Origin of the sequence: Streptomyces sp. NPDC047841 (assembly GCF_040704085.1) — a bacterium.
GTDB lineage: Bacteria > Actinomycetota > Actinomycetes > Streptomycetales > Streptomycetaceae > Streptomyces > Streptomyces argyrophylli.
The window spans coordinates 108,481-126,291 of the sequence record NZ_JBEYRP010000015.1; the positions used below are offsets into that span (position 1 = coordinate 108,481).

Here is a 17,811-nt window from a genome sequence, read left to right on the forward strand (position 1 = left end):
CGGCCGGCCGCCCTCAGCCGCTCGCCTTCTGCGTGAGGTCGTAGAAGGTCGCCGATCCCACCGTCACCTTCTTGAAGGTGCTCTGGATCCACGAGCTGATCTGCGAGGCCGTGCCGCTGTTGCCGCCGCCGCCCATGCCGCCGCCGGCGATGAAGTAGTGGATTCTGCCCTCCTCGACGTACTTCTTGAACTGGGCGAGCGTCGGGGACGGGTCGGTGCCGTTGAAGCCGCCGATCGCCATCACCGGGTCACCGGTGGCGAGCTGGTAGCCGGCCGCGTTCTGGGAGCCCACGGACGCGGCGACCCAGGTGTAGTGCGCGGCGTCCCGCTCCAGCAGCTTCTTGGCCTCGGACGACACGCTCGCGCCGTTCAGCAGGCCGCCGACGCCACCGGCGCCGCCCATGCCGCCCTCACCCGTCCGGCCGCCGCCGGGGAAGCCGAAGCCGTTGCCGTTCCGCTGCCCTTGCTGCCCCTGCTCTCCTTGCCGGCCTTGCTGACCCGGCTGCGTCGGGGTGCCCCCGCCGAAGCCGCCGCCACCGGGAAAGCCATTGCCCTGCCGGCCTTGCTGGTTCCGCTGTCCCTGACCGCCCGGCATCCCGCCGCCGAAGCCGCCCCGCACACCGCCACCGGGACCTCCGCCCCGGCCGCCCATCACGCTCGCGCCCGCCGGGCCCGCCGTGACGATCGAACCGGTGTGGCCCTCCTGGAGCGTGCTCAGGGTGTACGCCGTGGGTCCCGCCAGCGCGGCCACGAGCCCCACGGCCGCCGCGCCGAGGGCCAGTTGCCGGGAGACCCGGCCGGCGAAGACCAGGCCGAGCGCCGCGGTCAGACCGCCGATCAGGACCAGCCACTTCAGCCAGGGCAGATAGTCGGGGGTGCGGTTGAGCAGCACGTACCCCCAGGCCGCCGACGCGACCACGGACGCGGCGAGCGCGATCGCCGCCCAGGGCTCCCGCCGCCGCTCCCACAGCAGCCCGGCGCCCATGCCGACGACGGCCGCGAGGTAGGGGGCGAGGGCCACGGTGTAGTACTGGTGGAAGATGCCCGCCATGTAGCTGAAGACCACCGTGGTCATCAGCAGCGAGCCGCCCCAGACCAGGAACGAGGCCCGGGTGACCGACGTCCTGCGGGCCTTGCGCGTGGCCACCAGGCCGGCGACGAGCAGGATCAGCGCGGCGGGCAGCAGCCAGGAGATCTGGCCGCCGATCTCGGAGTTGAACATCCGGTCCCAGCCGGTCTCGCCCCACATACCGGAGCCGCCCGCGCCACCGCCGCCGCCGCCCACGCTGCCGGTCTCCTCGCCGTTGAGGCGGCCGAGCCCGTTGTAGCCGAAGGTCAGCTCCAGGAAGCTGTTGTTCTGCGAGCCGCCGATGTACGGGCGGGACGACGCCGGCCACAGCTCGACGACCGCGACCCACCAGCCACCCGAGACGACCAGCGCGAGCGTCGCCGCTGCCAGCTGCCCGAACCGCTTGCGCAGCGACACCGGCGCGCACACCGCGTACACGACCGCCAGCGCCGGCAGGATCAGGAACGCCTGGAGCGTCTTGGCGAGGAACGCGAGGCCGATCGCGGCCCCGGCCCACACCAGCCACTTCGTCCGGCCGTCCGCCAGGGCCCGCAGCACGAGGTAGCAGGCCACCGACATCAGCAGGGCCAGCATCGCGTCCGGGTTGTTGAACCGGAACATCAGCGCCGCGACCGGCGTGAGCGTCAGCACCGCACCCGCGACCAGACCGGCCACCGCGCTGAACCGGAGGCGCACGGCCGCGTACACGACGGCGACCGTCGCCACGCCCATCAGCACCTCGGGCGCCAGGATCGCCCACGAGTTCAGGCCGAAGACCCTGACCGACAGCTCCATCGGCCACAGCGAGGCCGGCGGCTTGTCCACCGTGATCGCGTTGCCCGCGTCCAGCGAGCCGAAGAAGAACGCCTTCCAGGACCTGCTGCCCGCCTGGACGGCCGCCGAGTAGAAGGAGTTGGCGTAACCGGAGGCGCTGAGGTCGTACAGGTACAGCAGAAGGGTGGTGGCGAGCAGGCCGAGGAGGGCCGGGCGGACCCAGCGGGGGTCCTCGGGCCGGCCGCGCCACAGTCTCCGTGCGAACGGCTGCCCCGGCTCACCGGCCCGGGGACCCGGCGGGGGCGGACCCCAGTCGGCCGCGGCGCCGTGCCCGGTCGTCGGCGGGTCGTAGTGCGTGGTCATCGGGCATCCCCCGGGTCGGTGTCATGAGGGCGCACCGGCCACGACCGCGTGGTCGCGTCGGTGCCGCCGCTCCCGTTGCCGTCCGCGGCCGCACCGGCGCGGACCTGGGTGGTCTGGTACGGCTGCCGCGGCACCACCGGCCGCTGCGGGAGCGGTGCGTACGGGGCGGTCGTGCGGTGGGCCGGGGCGTACGGAGCCGTCGTGCGGTCGGCCGGGGCGGCCGGCGTGTGCGGGACGGCCGGCGGGCACGTGACGGACTCCCTCCGCTCCGGGAAGACCCAGGCGCGGAAGAGCAGGAACCGCAGCACGGTGGCCGCCAGGTTGGCCGCGATGAGCACCGCCAGTTCCGTGGAGTGCGCCGGGCTGTCCGTGGCCGCGTTCAGGGCGGCGAGCGAACCGCTGGTCAGCGCGAGACCGATGCCGAACACGACCAGGCCCTGCGCCTGGTGCCGTACCGCGCCGCCCCGGCCGCGCACCCCGAAGGTGAGCCGGCGGTTGGCGGCCGTGTTGGCCACGGCCGAGACCAGCAGCGCGAGCGCGTTGGCGAGCTGCGGGCCGCAGAACTGCCGGAAGGCGCTGTACAGCAGCAGGTAGAACAGGGTCGACAGGACGCCCACCACGCAGAAGCCGACCAGCTGGCGGGCGAGTCCCCCCGGCACGTCGGTCAGTTCGCGGTCGCGCGGGTCGTCGCCGAAGGGCCGGGTCAGCCGGTCCAGCGGCAGCGAACCGGTGGTCAGCGCCTTGCCGACCCGCCACACGCCCTTCAGGTCGTCGGTCGCGGTCCGCACGATGTGCACGGTGGAGTCGGGGTCGTCGACCCAGTCGACCGGCACCTCGTGGATCCTGAGCCCGGCCCGCTCGGCGAGCACCAGCATCTCCGTGTCGAAGAACCACCCGGTGTCCTCCACCAGCGGCAGCAGCACCTGCGCCACATCGCGCCGGATCGCCTTGAACCCGCACTGGGCGTCCGAGAAACGGGCCTGGAGCGAGCCGCGCAGGATCAGGTTGTAGGCCCGGCTGACGAACTCCCGCTTGGGGCCGCGCACGACCCGGGAGGTGCGGGCGAGCCGGGAGCCGATCGCCAGGTCGGAGTGACCGGAGATCAGCGGCGCCACCAGCGGCAGCAGGGCGTTGAGGTCGGTGGACAGGTCGACGTCCATGTAGGCGAGGACGGGCGCCTCGGACGCGGACCACACGGTCCGCAGGGCCCGCCCCCGCCCCTTCTGCTCCAGGCGGAAGCTGGCGACCTCCGGGATCTCCGCCTCCAGCCGCGCCGCCACCAGCGGGGTGGTGTCCGTGGACGCGTTGTCCGCGATCGTGATGCGGAACGCGTACGGGAAGGTGCGCGTGAGGTGCTCGTGCAGTCTGCGGACGCACGGCTGGAGGTCCTTCTCCTCGTTGTAGACGGGGACCACTACGTCCAGGACAGGCGTACCGGCGTCTCCGGCCGGGAGGTGCTCCCGCGCCGGCAGGGTGCCGGGAGAAGAGTCGGTTCGCATGGGACCGACTTTTCTCAACTGCCCTGTCGCACCCATGTGGTGGCACTGTGCTGTGCCTGTGAGTCCGGCCGCCGGCCCGCCTCGGGACGCTGCCGGGGCACGGCCGGGCCGAGGGCGGGCAGGTGCACGGTGAACACCGTGCGGCCGGGGACGCTGTCCACGGTCACGGCACCGCCGTGCGCGGCGGCCACGGCCTGCACGATCGCGAGCCCGAGCCCCGTGGACCCGGTGGCGCGCGAGCGCGCGGAGTCCCCGCGGGCGAACCGCTCGAAGACGTGCGGGAGCAGCTCCGCCGGGATACCCGGCCCGTTGTCCTCGACGTCCACGCACATCCACGGCCCCCGCCGCCGCACCCGCGCGGTGACCGTCGTACCGGGCGGGGTGTGGCTGCGGGCGTTGCCCAGCAGGTTGACGAGCACCTGCTGCAACCGGGCCGCGTCCGCCGACACCGGCGCCGGCTCGTCGGGCAGGTCGAGCCGCCAGAGGTGGTCCATGCCGGCCGCGCGGGCGTCGCTGACGGTGTCCACGACGAGCGGGACGAGATCGGTCTGCTCGAACCGCAACGGCCGCCCGGCATCCAGCCGGGCGAGCAGCAGCAGGTCCTCCACCAGCAGGGTCATCCGCCCCGCCTCCGACTCGATCCGCCCCAGCGCGTGCCGGGTGTCGGGGCCGACCTGCTCCCGCCCGCGCCGGGTCAGCTCGGCGTACCCCCGGATGGAGGCGAGCGGCGTCCGCAGTTCGTGGCTGGCGTCGGCGACGAACTGCCGTACCCGCGTCTCGCTCTGCTGCCGGGCGTGCAGGGCGCCGTGGACGTGGTCCAGCATGCGGTTGAGCGCGGCGCCGACCTGTCCGACCTCGGTGTGCGGATCGCACTCCGCCTCCGGGACCCGCTCGCTGAGGTTCACCTCGCCGGTGTGCAGCGTCAGTTCGGACACCCGGGTGGCGGTGGCGGCGACCTTGCGCAGGGGGCGGGTGGCGACGCCGACGAGCACGTAGCCCGCGATGCCGGCGGCGACGAGACCGGCGGCGGTGACGCTGACCTCGACGACGATCAGGGTGCTGATCGTGTTGCCGACCGTCTCGGTGGGCAGGGCGACGTAGTAGGTGCCCTCGGCTCCGGTGACGTACCGCGCCAGGTACTCGCCGAGGCCCGGGATGACGACGGTGTGCGTGCCCGTGGTGGGCACCTTGTCCAGGGCGGCCTTCTGCTCGTCGCTGAGGGCGACGGCGTCGTTGCGCTGGAACGGGCCGGTGGCGGTGGTGGCCTGCCTGGCGATGACCGCACGGGTGACCGTGCCGTCGGGCCCGACCTCGGCGGCGATGGTCTTCGGCTGCGTCGGCCCCTTGATGAAGCCGGTGAGCCGGTCCGTCAGCCCGGAGTCGTTCATGCCGCCGGGCTTCATGGGCCCGGACAGGCGCTTGCCGGCCTCCGCGACCTGCCCGTCCAGCTGTTCGTACAGGTGGGAGCGCAGCGCCAGCGTGGTGACCGTGCCGATCACGGCGCACACCACGGCGATCAGCGTCACGGACGCGACGACGAGCCGCGTCCGCAGCGTGCGCGGCTGTCCGGCCCGTCGCTTCCGCCGCCGCTGCGTACCCGGCCGTCGCCGCCCGCTCATGACGTGGCGGGCTTGATCAGGTAACCGGCCCCCCGCCGGGTGTGGATCATCGGCTCCCGCCCCGCGTCGATCTTCCGCCGCAGGTAGGAGATGTACAGCTCGACCACGTTGGCCTGCCCGCCGAAGTCGTACGACCACACGCGGTCCAGGATCTGCGCCTTGCTCAGCACCCGCCGGGGGTTGCGCATGAGGAAGCGCAGCAGCTCGAACTCGGTGGCGGTCAAATGGATGTTGTCGCCGCCCCGCGACACCTCGTGGCTGTCCTCGTCCAGGGTCAGATCACCCACGACGAGCACGGAGTCGGAGCGCCGGTCGGCGGCCCCGGACCGGCGGATCAGCCCGCGCAGCCGCGCGACGACCTCCTCCAGGCTGAACGGCTTGGTGACGTAGTCGTCCCCGCCGGCGGTGAGCCCGGCGATACGGTCCTCCACCGCGTCCTTGGCGGTGAGGAAGAGGACCGGCACATCGGGCAGCTCACGCCGCAGCCGGCCGAGCACGGCCAGCCCGTCCATGTCCGGCAGCATCATGTCGAGCACGACGGCGTCGGGCCGGAACTCACGGGCCGCCTGGATGGCCCCCTGTCCGTCCCCCGCGCTCCTGATCTGCCAGCCCTCGTAGCGAAGGGCCATGCTCAGCAGTTCGGTGATCGACATCTCGTCGTCCACCACCAGCACGCGGACGGGGCTCCCGTCCGGCCTCAGCAGTTCGGTGCGCCCCTGGGGCGAGGTCGTGGTCATGCTGGACACCTTGTCGGTGCCCTCTGAGAACACGCTTTCACGAGTCTGTGATTTCCCTGAGAAACGCACAGGCGCCTCTCAGGGAACCCACGGGGTCAGAACAACCCGTCGGGTTCCCTCCTGAACTCCCTTACGGGGAAGGCACATCCACCCGCCACCGAGCCCTCCGGCAGCAGCTCCCAACCGGTCATCAGCCGCGTGTCCAGCACGACGGCCCCGCGGCCCCCGACCGCCAGATGCAGGTCGGGTCCGGCGACCGCGACCAGCTCACCGCTCACACCTGCGCCGGGCACGAGTGCGACCACCTCCCCGCACGCCTCCGGCCCCGCACCGAGCCCGAAGACCCCGACGTGGTCGACCACTTCGCAGGGCTCGGGCCGCAGGGACTCCGGCCACCCGGCGAGGGCGACGGCCCGCGCGTGCAGCTCCCGCACCTCGGCGGCCCGCTCCGCCTCCGTCCCCGGCAGCGCCGACCGCACCGCCCGCTTCTCGGCGTACGGAATCCGGTCCGGCACCCGCAACGCGGACCGCAACAGCTCCTCGGTGCGCCGGGCGGCCATCAGCGGACCGGTGCCCAGCCAGCTGAAACAGACCGCGCCCTGCTCCAGCAGCCGCGCCGGACCCCGCTCGACGGCGGTGATGCCGACCTTCACCATCCCCGGCCCGAACCACGCCAGGTACACGCGGTACGGCCGTGGATCGTCGGCGATCGTGTCGGCGGCCACGGAGTGCGCCCGGTCCAGCCGCGCGCACTCCTCGCACCGGGCCCCCGTACTCCGCCCCGGCACGACGGACCGCACCGGACAGGCATGCCCCCGCGCCCCCACGCATCCGCGCACGCCCCCCTCCGGCACCGCGAAGGCGACCCGCTTCCCCCGGGGCAGCGCACTGCGCCGCCCACCGTCCCACTCCAGCACCGGACCGCCTGCCGCCCACCGCAGTCCCGCGCACTTCCAGACCTGTGCCATCACTCGTGAGGGTAGGACGTGGGTCTGACAACCGCCCGAGGGCGACGGGTGGGGGTACGGTGGGCGAAGACCCGAAGCCGCAACTCTGTTTTGCGGCTTCGGGTCTTCTTCTTCCGGTGCTCGGCTACGGCAGCACGTACACCGGCATCCCCCCGGCCCCCACTCCCGTCTGCCGCATGCAACCCCGCTTGATCCGCGTGACCGCCAGCTCCTCGTCCGCCCGGATGTTCCGCTCCTCCAGTTGACGAGCTGGACGAGCCCCCTGAGGTTCACCATCCTCATCGAGCGTTGAAGCCTGTGACCTGCTAGTTTGCGCAAGGTGTCTGCTGTACAGACGCCTTGTGCAATCTCACGCAGGGTGCTCTGCCAGTTTGCAGAGACGTGCATGCCCAGGGCCTGCCTCGTGTTTGCGTACCCCAGGTTGCCCGCCAGGTCGGCCGCCGGAAACCAGTGCTCCCCGTTGGGCAGCGTCAGCCTCCGCACCCGCGCCCCCGTGGCCGCGAACACGAAGTCGTTGATGTCGATCGCGTCCCGCTTCGCTCCCGCCGGCTGCTCCGACGGGGTGTCGTCCTGCTCGTTCACCGAGCATCACCTCCACCCCGGAAGCCAGGGTCGGCGGTCGGCAACTGTCGTTCGAAGAAAGCCCGTTCACTCGATAGGGGACAGAGGGATCGATTCGGCAGGAATCGCACCCGGCACCGCACCCGGCACCGGGGCCGCCCGCTTCCGCCCCCGCCCCGCCAGCCGGCACCCGACGCACCCCGGGTGCCCGTCCCGCGCCCGCGTGTCCCGGACCCGCATCCCCCATTGCTCGCGCGGCCGCACCCCGGGCGGCTTGCCCCAGCCGGACAGGTGCAGGGCCCAGGTCACCAGGACGCTCAGCGCCACGACGGCCAGCCCGGCGCCGGCCACGGGGAGGGAGGCCGTACACACGCCCAGCCCCACCACGGCGCCTCCCGCGGTCGCGATGGCGACGCCGGTCCAGCCGGCGACCGTGTGACCCTCGTCGTACAGACTCATGGAACCGCCTCCAGGGGACGAACCCAGTTCCCTCACGGGCTAAGGAATTTACAGTCCAAATATCTCACGAACTAAGGGAACTCGAAAGATGCACGGCACGCCGCGCCCGCCCGCCACTCAGGCCCAGGCGCTGTCGGCGATGGACCACCTCATCGCCGCCCACCTCATCGGACAGCAGGAGCTGGCCCGGCGGCTGGGGCTGAACGTCACCGACCTGACCTGCTTCGGTTTCGTCCTGGAGGCCGGCGACGACCTGCTGACGGCGGGCGACCTCGCGGCCCGCGCCCACGTCACCACGGGTGCGGTGACCGGCATCCTCAACCGCCTCGTACGCGCCGGCTACGTCACCCGCCGCCCCGACCCCACCGACCGCCGCCGGGTCCGGGTGGCCGCCGTACCGGACGCCGTCACCCGCGTCGAGGCGGTGTACGCGGGCCACTACAAGCGCCTGACGGCCCTCTTCTCCGACTACTCCCCCGAGGAACTGGCGATCATCACCGACTGGTTCACCCGCGCCACGGCCCTGGCCCACGAATACCTGGAGAAGCTGAACCGCGACGACCCGGCCGAGGAGTGCTGACCCCGGAACCCGCCGGGGGCACCCTCTGATCGGCGTTGCCGCCGGCTGCGGACACGGTCCGTCAGGAGGTGATGACGGAGATGCCGTCTCCCAGCAGTTTCAGCCCGAGGACGAAGAACAGGACGGCCATCACGGCGGCATTGTGCTGAGCGGCCCAGTCCTTCCAGTTCCCGAGCGTGGTCCTGGCCCGTTCCCCTCCGAGGAGGAAAACGCCGAGCGGGACCAGCAGGCCGAGCGTGGCGATCACGACGAAGACCGCCAGTGACGCGATCTGCTGCCCGGCCGGAAGACCGGCCGAGCCGATGGCGGCCCCCGCGGCGATGGTCAGCGGGGCGTTCTTCGCGTTGAGGGCGGCCAGGCCCGTCCCGAGTCCGAAGACCTTGACCGGCGTGAGGCGGTCGATCGCGCCCATCCACTTCGGCAGCCTCGCCTGCGCGGGGTCCTTCGGGCGCCGCCGCCACTGCCGGGCACCGAAGAGCAGGAGGAGCAGGCCGAGAGCGAGTTTGAGGGCTCCCACCCAGGTGGCCGGGTGCTTGTGCGCGGAGGCAGCCGCCGGGGAGGCGATCGCCAGCATCACGGCGCCCAGTGCCGAGAGTCCGACGATCCAGCCGACGGTGAAGAGGATTCCGTTGAGACGTCCTCGGGGCGTGGCCAGGATGAGGATGACGGCGATCACCGGAAGCGGGCTGACCGCGACACCGGCCGCGAAACCCAGCACGTCACCGAGAACTGCGCCCATGGCTGCCTCCAGCCGAGGTCAGGGTGGCGATCCCGTTGGGCAGTGGCCTGACGGGGCAGAGAGACGAGTGCCCCGGCCGCCTGCCCGGCGCGAGAGGGGCGTGTGCGAAAGGCCGCGCCGCGGCTTCACGGCCGCCTGCCAGCGGCGGACCCGAGACGGTGGCGACCCGGTGCTCGGCGCGCACGGCCCGCTCTCCATCTTCCTACGCGCGGCTCGGTCTGTCCTCGGCAGCCTCGACCACCGGGTGGACGAGGCGTTCGAAGAGGTGCCGGACACCCCGGAGTTCCTCCCGGACCGCAAGCCGACCGGCTTCGAGACCGGTGAGCCGTACGTGGATCACCGGATCCAGCGCGCGGGGCGACAGCCATGACGATATGGGTCAACGCCGAAAGCCCCGGATCTCTCCGGGGCCTTCAACCTGTGTGCACTCGGCAGGATTCGAACCTGCAACCTTCTGATCCGTAGTCAGATGCTCTATCCGTTAAGCTACGAGTGCTTGTTCTTTTGTTTTGTCCCCGCTCCCGGCCCTTTCGGCCCGCTCCCGGCGACAGGAAGAACATTACATGACTGCCGCCGTCATGTGAAATCCGATCCGCACACCCGTTGTGACCTGCGAAAACGTCGACAGGGGGGCGGGAAGGCGGCGGAGGCGGGTGAACGCCGAAGCCCCGGTCCTGGGGACCGGGGCTTCGGGATCGGGGCGGAGGCGGAGGGATTTGAACCCTCGATGGGCTTTAAGGCCCAAACCGCATTAGCAGTGCGGCGCCATAGACCGGACTAGGCGACGCCTCCAGCACAACCGCTCACGCGAGCGCGCGAGTGGTGCGTGCAGATGATGACACAGTCGAGCGCCGTGTCACCAATCGCCCCCCACGGTACTAGGCACCTGGGCCGCAGGGCAAAGGGCTTCCCCCTCCGGCGGGGCGGACGGCAGGAGAGGCCGGGAGAGGGACGGGCGCAACGTCCGGGGCGGGGGCGCGTTGGAAAGGGCATGGACTCTGTGCTTCCGGGCGCCGGGCGGCGCCTTCTGCTCGCGTCGCTCTCCGTCGCCGCTTCCCTCGTTCCCCTGGCCGCCGTGACCGCCGCCGCGGCCGGCGCCGTGCCGCCGCCCCTCCGGCCGGAGGACCAGGGTGATCACCTCACCGTCGTCGTCCGGCACGCCGGTGCGGGGCGGGACGGGACGTACGAGCTGCGCTGCCATCCCGGGGCGGGCCGGCATCCGGACGTCGCCGGGGCCTGCCGGGTGCTCGACGAGCACACGCGGTGGGGGCGGGACCCCTTCGCGCCGGTCCCCGACGGCACCACCTGCACGCTCCTCTACGGCGGCCCGGCCACCGCCCGTGTCACCGGGACCTGGGCCGGACGCCCGGTGGACGCCTCGTACGACCGCGGCGACGGGTGCGAGATCGGGCGGTGGGACCGGATGGTCCCCCTGCTCCCGCGCATGGGCGGGCCCGCGTAGCGGGGGGTGGACGGACGCATTGGTTCCGTAAAGGTCCCGGGGAGGAGCCGGGGAGCCGGCGTATACGGTCACGCGTTCGCCGTCACTTCCTCGTGGGACCTCCCTCTCATCCGGCGCCGCGGGCGGGACCCGTGCCCTTAGACTCCCTCGCGTGACACGTCGCGGGCCGGTTGGCAAGATGGCCCGAGCGGTCGGCAAGGTGCGGTAACAGGGAGGAAGGCGTCTCGTGAGCAGCAGGCCATCCCGAGGCGCTGCTCGCCTCGCAGCCATACTCGACGCGCTGCCGGACGCGTTGGTCCTGGTCAACGCCAACGGAACCGTCGTCAACGCCAACACCATCGCGCTGGAGGCCTTCGAGACGCCCGGTACGGCTCTCGTGGGGCGCGGGCTGCTCGATCTGCTGCCCGAGTTCGACTCCCGGCTCATCCCCGGCTCCATGCGGCGGCCCGATCACATGGATCCCACGGGACGGACCAAACCGACCCGGATGGTCGCGCGGCGGACCGACGGGACCGAGTTCCCGGTCGAGGTCACCAGCGCGAACCTGGAGAACGGGCAGCAGGCGTACGACGGTTACGGCTACACCGGCGACGAGCTGCTGATGCTCGTGGTCCGGGACCTGTCCGGGACCGTGGACACCGAGGCCGAGCTGGCCCGGTCGCAGCGGCAGACCGAGATGATCCTGCGGGCGGCGGCGGAAGGTGTCGTGGGCACCGACACCGACGGACGGATCGTGCTCGTCAACCCGGCCGCCGCCCAGATACTGGGGTACCGGGCCGGTGAGCTGGGCGGCAAGGAGCTGCACGCCCTGGTGCTGCACTCCCGCGCCGACGGCTCGCCCTTCCCGTACGACGAGTCGCCGCTCGCCGACACCCTGCGCTCCGGGCGCAAGCACCGGGTGCGGGGGCAGGTGCTGTGGTCCAAGGGCGACCGGAAGGTGCCGGTCGACCTGACGACCGCGCCGGTGCGCGACGGCGACCAGCTCGTCGGCGCCGTGATGACCTTCACCGACCGGCGGCCGTACGACGCCCTCGTGGAGGAGAAGGCCGCGCTGGAGAAGGCGCACGCCGAGGAGCTGGAGCGGCTCTCCGAGGAACACGCCTCCGACCTGACCGCGCTGCGCCAGCAGCACGTCACCGAGGTCGAGGAGCTGCGCGAGAAGCACACGGAGGAGCTGGCGGCGGGCGAGGAGCGGTACGCGGCGCTCGCCGAGCGGGAGAAGGACCGGTACGAGGCCCTAGCCGGGCGGCACGAACAGCTGCTCACGCTGCTCGGGCAGTCGCTGCGCGGGCCGCTGGACGAGCTGCGCCGCGAGCTGTCCGCGCTGGCCGCCGACGACGCCGGGCAGCTGTGGCCCGAGGCCAACCAGGTGCTGCACCACCTCTCCGCCGGGTACTCACGGATCACGACCCTCATCGACAACGTCCTCGGCTATCAGCGGCTGGACGCCGGCAGCGAGGACATCACCCGTACGAAGGTGATGCTGGACGCCGTCGTCGCCGCCGGTGTGGACGGAGCCGTCGAGCTGATCGGGCCGGGGCGCGTGCAGTTCGCCGTCCACGCGCCGCCCATCGAGGCCGAGGTCGACCCCCGGCGGCTCGCCACCGCGCTGGCGCACCTGGTGGCGGACGTCGCCGGGGTCGACGCCACCGGCAACACGCCCGTCTCGGCGGGTGGTTACCTGGACAGCACCGTCGTGGTGGCCGCCGCCCAGCGCGGCGAGGTCGCGCGGATCGAGGTGCGCGGCCCGTACGCCGGCGGGGACCCGGTGCACGAACCGATCGTGCGCGGGATCGTGCGCGCCCACGGCGGCGTGCTCCAGACGCACGAGGTGCCGGGCATGAGCGGCAGCGCGTACGTGCTCGAAGTACCGCTCGGCGGCGGGGCGGGCGCGGTCGCGGCAGGGGCGGCGACGGCCGGGGCGGCGGTCGCCGTGCCGGTGCCGGACGGCGGTGAGGGCGGCACGGACGACGCCGGTGCGGCCGGGCAGGGTCCGGCCGGCGGACGGCGGCGGGCCCGGCGGCCCTCCACGGACGCCTTCCTCGACAGTGACCTGGCCGGCGCGGGTGACGCCGGTGATCCGGAGGGGTCCGCGCCGACCGGACGGCGCCGACGGCGTGCCGCCGCGCCCTTCGAGGAGGGCGCCGCGGTCCCGGCCGAGGGCGCGGAGAGCGCGTCCGGCGGGACCGGACGCCGCCGCGGGCGGCCCGCGGACAACACCGGCGCGGGCGACGCCGAGGGCGTGTCCGAGGGGTCCGTGGTGACCTCGGCCGAGCAGGGCGCGGGGGCCGCCGCCTCGGGTACGGGACTCGGTGGCACCGTGCCGCCGCAGGGCGTGCCCGTGCCGACGGGCCGCCGTGCCCGCCGCGACTCCGGCGCCCCGCAGGCCGCGCTGCCTCCGGCGCTTCCGGCACCGGGCGGCGAGCCGGGTGCGCGGGCGCTGCCGGCCGAGGGCGCCTCCGTGGTGCCGGCGCAGGGCGGCGAGGCGGTTCCGGACGAGGGTGCGCAGCCGACGGGACGGCGCCGACGGGCGCTGGCCGCCGCGGCGGAGCGGGCCGCGGCGCAGGATGCGGGCGGCGCCCGCACGGTCTTCGCGCTGCCGCCGGCCGAGGCGGACCGGTCCCCGGACGTTCCGGGCCCGGAGGGTCACGCGGCCGACGCGATGGGTGCGGGTACGGGTGCGGGGACCGGTACGGCTCCGGGTGCCGGGGCTCCTGCGGCTGCCGGGGTCCCTGTGGCTGCCGGGACTCCTGGGGCTCCCGCGGCCGGGGGCCAGGTCGCTCCCGGCACCGGTGCTCCCGTGCCCCCCGGTGCCGCTGTTCCCGTGCCCCCCGGTGCCGGTGTTCCCGTGCCTCCCGGTGCCGGGAACCGGGTGGCTCCTGGCACGGGCGCCCCGGTGCCTCCGCATGCCGGGAGTCAGGTGGCTCCGGGTACCGGAGTTCCCGTCGCCCCGGGTGCCGTCGCGCATGCCGGCCCGCAGGCCGGTGTTCCCGCCGGTGCCCCGGTGGCTCCCGGTGCTCCCGTTCCCGCCGGTGGCCCTGTGGCCCCCGCCGGCCCGACCCCCGTCCCCCCGGGTGCCGCAGCGCCCGCGGGCCCCGGCGCCGACACCGGTGCACCCGTGGCTCCGGGCGCCGTCGCCCCGGCCGCCCCCGGTGCCGGTCCCGTCGCCGGTCCGGTGGCCGGTGCCGGGCCGTTGCCCGGTCCGGTGCGGGTCCCCGCCCAGATGCCGGTGTCCGCGCAGGGCGTCGCGGGTGACGACGGCCGGCACGACGCCGTACCGCTCGACCAGGCCGAGGACCACACCCCGCCGCAGCCGCATCCCACCAGCGCCCCGACCGGCCGGCGCCGCCGGGCCGTGGCCCAGCCCTCGGAGGCCGCCCAGACGGTGGCTCCCGCGCCCGGGCAGACCCCGCCGCAGCCCCTTCCGGCACCGGCCGCTTCCGGCCAGGTCCCGCAGGGTACGGCCGTACCGCCGGCCCCCGGTCAGGGGACCCCGGCGCACAGCAACCCCGCCCAGGCCGGTCCCGCCGCCCCGGCGCAGGGGGCCGTGCCCGCGGGCCCGGGTGCCGCCGCACCGGCCCCGGGAACGCCGGGCCACCCCGCGCCCGCCCACGGCATGCCGGTCCAGGGCGCGCCCGGCCAGGCCCCGCAGGGCCAGGGCACCGCGCCCCACCTCACTCCCGCCCAGCCGGGCGCCCCGGCCGCCGGTACGCCCGTGGCGTCCCCGGGTGCGCTGCCGCTGCCCGCCGAGGCGGGCACCGGTCAGGCGCCCGCGGGGGCGCAGGGAGCCCAGGCCGCCCCGGTACCGCCCGGCGTCCCGCAGCAGTGGCCGGGCTCAGCGGACACCTCCGGCGCGGGGATCCCCAGTCCGGCTCCGGGCACCCCCGCCGCCGGCGTCCCGCAGCAGTGGCCCGGCTCCGGGGACACGTCCGGCAGCGGCATCCCCGCCCCCGGTTCTCCGGCCGGTGGCCGGCCGCAGCGGGTCGCGATGCCGCTGCCCGCCGAAGCCGCCGGTGGAGCCCCCGTCGACCCGGACTCGACGCAGGGGCGGGCGATCAGCGTCCGTACGCTCGGGCAGGGCGTGCCGTTCGCGCGGCAGGCCGCTCAGGTGCAGCAGCCGACGGCGACCCCGCCGCCGCACGCGCCGGGTGGTTCGGGCCGGCGGCGCAAGCTGGGCACGCGCCCCGACCCGGCCCCCGCCGGCCAGGAGCAGCAGGACCAGGCGGCCCGGCCGCACCCGGCCGCCGAACCGGCGCCCGCGCACCCCGCGCCGGCCGGGCAGCCGTCACTCGGCGGCCAGAACCCGCTCGCCGGGCAGCCGACCCCGGCACACCCGTCGCCCACCGCCCCGGCGCCCGCGCCGCAGTCCTCGCTCGGCGGGCAGGCGCGGCCGGCGCAGGGCACCGAAGGGGGCGGGCGGTCGTACGCCATAGGCGCCCCGGGGCCCGACGCCGCCGAGGGGCCGGAGCCGCTGGACGGTCCGGGCGGGGCCGTGGAGGTGGCGGACACCCCGCGTCCGCAGCCGCTGGACGACGAGCTGCCTCCGGAGCCGCTGGACAACCCGCGCCGGCTGCTGGTGTGGCCCGCGCCCGACGTGACGACCCAGCAGGCGCTGAGCGACCGCGGTTACCGGCCGGTGATCGTGCACTCGCGCGAGGAGGTCGACGCCCAGATCGCGGCCTTCCCCGCCGCGCTGTTCGTGGACCCGCTGACCGGGCCGATCACGCGGACGGCGTTGCAGTCGCTGCGGCAGGCCGCCGTGGCCGCCGAGGTACCGGTGCTGGTCACGGCCGGGCTCGGGCAGGCGACGCGCGAGGCGGCGTACGGCGCCGACCCCGCCGTACTGCTGAAGGCGCTGGCTCCCCGGGACAGCGAGCAGCATCCGCCGCGGGTGCTGCTCATCGAGGAGCACGCGGAGATCGCGCTCGCGCTGACCGCGACGCTGGAGCGGCGCGGGATGCAGGTGGCGCGGGCCGCGGACGACAACGACGCGGTGACGCTGGCGGGGCAGTTCCGGCCGAACCTGGTGGTGATGGACCTGATGCAGGTGCACCGCCGGCGGGCCGGGATCGTGGACTGGCTGCGCGCGAACGGGCAGCTCAACCGCACCCCGCTGGTCGTCTACACCGCCGCCGTCGACCCGGCGGACCTGCCCCGGCTGGCCTCCGGCGAGACCGTGCTGTTCCTCGCCGAGCGGTCGACCAGCGGTGAGGTGCAGTCGCGGATCGTGGACCTGCTGGCCCGGATCGGGACGAACTAGCGCCCCCGTCCCCGGCGAGGGTCACGGGCCGCCTCCTTCCGGGGAGGCGGCCCGCGGGGGTCTTCAGAGCCGGGTGACGTCCAGCCGCCCGTCCGCGTACTGGCGGCGCAGCACCTTCTTGTCGAACTTGCCGACGCTCGTCTTCGGCACCGACTCCACGACCGTCCAGCGCTCGGGCAGCTGCCACTTGGCGATGTGCGCCTCCTCCAGGAGGAAGGCGCGCAGGGACGCGAAGTCGGCGGTGGCGCCCGGCCGCAGGACGACCGTGGCCAGCGGGCGCTCGCCCCACTTGTCGTCCGGTACGGCGACCACGGCGGCCTCGGCGACGTCCGGGTGGGACATCAGCGCGTTCTCCAGCTCGACGGAGGAGATCCATTCGCCGCCGGACTTGATGACGTCCTTGGCGCGGTCGGTGAGGGTGAGGAAGCCGTCGGGGGAGATGGTGCCGACGTCTCCCGTCTTCAGCCAGCCGTCCTCGCTGAACTTGTCGGCGGGGCGCATCGGTTCGGCGCCGGGGCCGTTGTAGTAGGCGCCCGCGATCCAGGGGCCGCGCACCTCGAGCTCGCCCGCCGACGCGCCGTCCCAGGGCAGGCGTTCGCCGCCGGGGCCGGTGAGGCGGGCCTCGACGCCGGCCGGGAAGCGGCCCTGGGTGAGGCGGTAGGCGAACTCCTCGTCGGTGCCCGCCGCGTGGGCCGGCGGGCGGGCGACCGTGCCGAGCGGGGAGGTCTCCGTCATGCCCCAGGCGTGACAGACCCGCATGCCCAGCTCGTCGAAGGCCGCCATCAGGGAGGGCGGGCAGGCCGAGCCGCCGATGGTGACCTGGGTGAGGGAGGAGACGTCACGCGGTGCGGCGTGCAGCTCGCCGAGGAGGCCCTGCCAGATGGTCGGGACGGCCGCCGCGTGGGTGGGCCGTTCGCGTTCGATCATCTCGGCGAGCGGGGCGGGCTGCAGGAAGCGGTCCGGCATCAGCATGTTGACGCCGGTCATGAAGGTGGCGTGCGGCAGGCCCCAGGCGTTGACGTGGAACTGCGGGACGACCACGAGGGAGGTGTCCTGGTCGGTCAGGCCCATCGACTGGGTCATGTTGACCTGCATGGAGTGCAGGTAGATGGAACGGTGGCTGTAGACCACGCCCTTGGGGTCGCCGGTCGTGCCGGAGGTGTAGCACATGGCGGCGGCCCGGCGTTCGTCCAGCTCGGGCCAGTCGTAGCCGGCCGGCCGGCCGGCGAGCAGGTCCTCGTACTCGTGCACCCGGGCGGTGGCGTCCCGGAGCGGGGCGCGGTCGCCGGGCCCGGACACGACGATGTGCTCGACGGTGGGCAGCTTGGGCAGCAGCGGCGCGAGCAGCGGGATCAGGGAGCCGTTGACGAGGACGACCTTGTCGGCCGCGTGGTTGACGATCCACACCAACTGGTCGGCGGGCAGCCGCAGGTTGAGGGTGTGCAGCACCGCCCCCATGGACGGGATCGCGAAGTACGCCTCGACGTGCTCGGCGTTGTTCCACATGAGCGTGGCGACCCGGTCGTCGCCGGTCACGCCCAGCTCGTCCCGCAGGGCGTGCGCCAGCTGGGCGGCGCGGGACCCGATCTCGGCGAAGGTGCGCCGGTGGGGCTCGGGTTCCCCGGTCCAGGTGGTCACCAGCGACGAGCCGTGGACCGTCGACCCGTGGGTCAGGATCCTGGAGATCAGCAGCGGTACGTCCTGCATGGTGGCCAGCACGG

The 17,811-nt window shown here is 74.1% G+C and carries 12 protein-coding genes, 2 tRNA genes and 1 pseudogene; 4 read left to right on the forward strand and 11 right to left on the reverse strand.

Annotated elements, in window-relative coordinates; translation table 11 throughout:
- Positions 1-13 precede the first annotated feature (13 nt).
- From AB0947_RS25790 to AB0947_RS25820, 7 genes and pseudogenes are all read right to left on the reverse strand, one after another.
- Positions 14-2,206 carry a glycosyltransferase family 39 protein gene (locus tag AB0947_RS25790; RefSeq protein WP_366752696.1) on the reverse strand — a complete coding sequence of 731 codons (2,193 nt, stop codon included), beginning with the start codon at positions 2,204-2,206 and terminating at the stop codon, positions 14-16.
- Positions 2,203-3,705 (reverse strand): glycosyltransferase, encoded by a 1,503-nt coding sequence (locus AB0947_RS25795; protein WP_366752697.1) that lies wholly within the window; start codon positions 3,703-3,705, stop codon positions 2,203-2,205. Before AB0947_RS25795 ends, AB0947_RS25790 begins: the two co-directional genes overlap by 4 nt.
- A 14-nt stretch (positions 3,706-3,719) precedes the next feature.
- Complete coding sequence (locus tag AB0947_RS25800; RefSeq protein WP_366752698.1) at positions 3,720-5,324, reverse strand: HAMP domain-containing sensor histidine kinase; 1,605 nt, start codon at positions 5,322-5,324, stop codon at positions 3,720-3,722.
- The gene (locus AB0947_RS25805) at positions 5,321-6,061 is read right to left on the reverse strand and encodes a response regulator transcription factor (protein ID WP_366752699.1); all 741 of its coding nucleotides are present in this window, start codon (positions 6,059-6,061) and stop codon (positions 5,321-5,323) included. The genes AB0947_RS25800 and AB0947_RS25805 overlap by 4 nt, the downstream gene beginning before the upstream one ends.
- 95 nt (positions 6,062-6,156) lie before the next feature.
- Positions 6,157-7,029 carry a DUF2797 domain-containing protein gene (locus AB0947_RS25810; RefSeq protein ID WP_366752823.1) on the reverse strand — a complete coding sequence of 291 codons (873 nt, stop codon included), beginning with the start codon at positions 7,027-7,029 and terminating at the stop codon, positions 6,157-6,159.
- A gap of 303 nt (positions 7,030-7,332) precedes the next feature.
- Positions 7,333-7,611, reverse strand: a pseudogene (locus AB0947_RS25815) (Bro-N domain-containing protein); the annotation flags it as partial.
- 66 nt (positions 7,612-7,677) lie between these two features.
- Positions 7,678-8,049: an HGxxPAAW family protein gene (locus tag AB0947_RS25820; RefSeq protein WP_366752700.1), complete on the reverse strand. Its 372-nt coding sequence runs from the start codon at positions 8,047-8,049 to the stop codon at positions 7,678-7,680.
- A gap of 88 nt (positions 8,050-8,137) precedes the next feature.
- On the opposite strand from AB0947_RS25820, the gene AB0947_RS25825 reads away from it, so the two are divergent.
- Positions 8,138-8,629, forward strand: a complete 492-nt coding sequence (locus tag AB0947_RS25825; RefSeq protein ID WP_366752701.1) for a MarR family transcriptional regulator — start codon at positions 8,138-8,140, stop codon at positions 8,627-8,629.
- Between the two features lie 61 nt (positions 8,630-8,690).
- Here AB0947_RS25825 and AB0947_RS25830 read toward each other — a convergent pair whose 3' ends face one another.
- The gene (locus tag AB0947_RS25830; RefSeq protein WP_366752702.1) at positions 8,691-9,368 is read right to left on the reverse strand and encodes a GAP family protein; all 678 of its coding nucleotides are present in this window, start codon (positions 9,366-9,368) and stop codon (positions 8,691-8,693) included.
- A gap of 169 nt (positions 9,369-9,537) precedes the next feature.
- On the opposite strand from AB0947_RS25830, the gene AB0947_RS25835 reads away from it, so the two are divergent.
- Positions 9,538-9,738 (forward strand): hypothetical protein, encoded by a 201-nt coding sequence (locus AB0947_RS25835; RefSeq protein ID WP_366752703.1) that lies wholly within the window; start codon positions 9,538-9,540, stop codon positions 9,736-9,738.
- A 53-nt stretch (positions 9,739-9,791) separates the two neighbouring features.
- On the opposite strand, the gene AB0947_RS25840 is transcribed toward AB0947_RS25835, so the two are convergent.
- Both AB0947_RS25840 and AB0947_RS25845 read right to left on the reverse strand, forming a co-directional pair.
- Positions 9,792-9,864 (reverse strand) — tRNA-Arg (locus AB0947_RS25840).
- A gap of 205 nt (positions 9,865-10,069) precedes the next feature.
- Positions 10,070-10,160, reverse strand: a tRNA-Ser gene (locus AB0947_RS25845).
- Between the two features lie 199 nt (positions 10,161-10,359).
- Between AB0947_RS25845 and AB0947_RS25850 the strand changes: the two genes are divergently transcribed.
- Together AB0947_RS25850 and AB0947_RS25855 are read left to right on the forward strand one after the other, a co-directional pair.
- Positions 10,360-10,830: an SSI family serine proteinase inhibitor gene (locus AB0947_RS25850; RefSeq protein ID WP_366752704.1), complete on the forward strand. Its 471-nt coding sequence runs from the start codon at positions 10,360-10,362 to the stop codon at positions 10,828-10,830.
- Positions 10,831-11,056: 226 nt separating this feature from the next.
- On the forward strand, positions 11,057-16,090 hold the full coding sequence (locus AB0947_RS25855; protein WP_366752705.1) for a PAS domain-containing protein: 5,034 nt from the start codon (positions 11,057-11,059) through the stop codon (positions 16,088-16,090).
- Between the two features lie 63 nt (positions 16,091-16,153).
- On the opposite strand, the gene AB0947_RS25860 is transcribed toward AB0947_RS25855, so the two are convergent.
- Positions 16,154-17,809, reverse strand: coding sequence for a long-chain fatty acid--CoA ligase (locus AB0947_RS25860; protein ID WP_366752824.1), 1,656 nt, complete (start codon positions 17,807-17,809; stop codon positions 16,154-16,156).
- Positions 17,810-17,811: the final 2 nt, after the last annotated feature.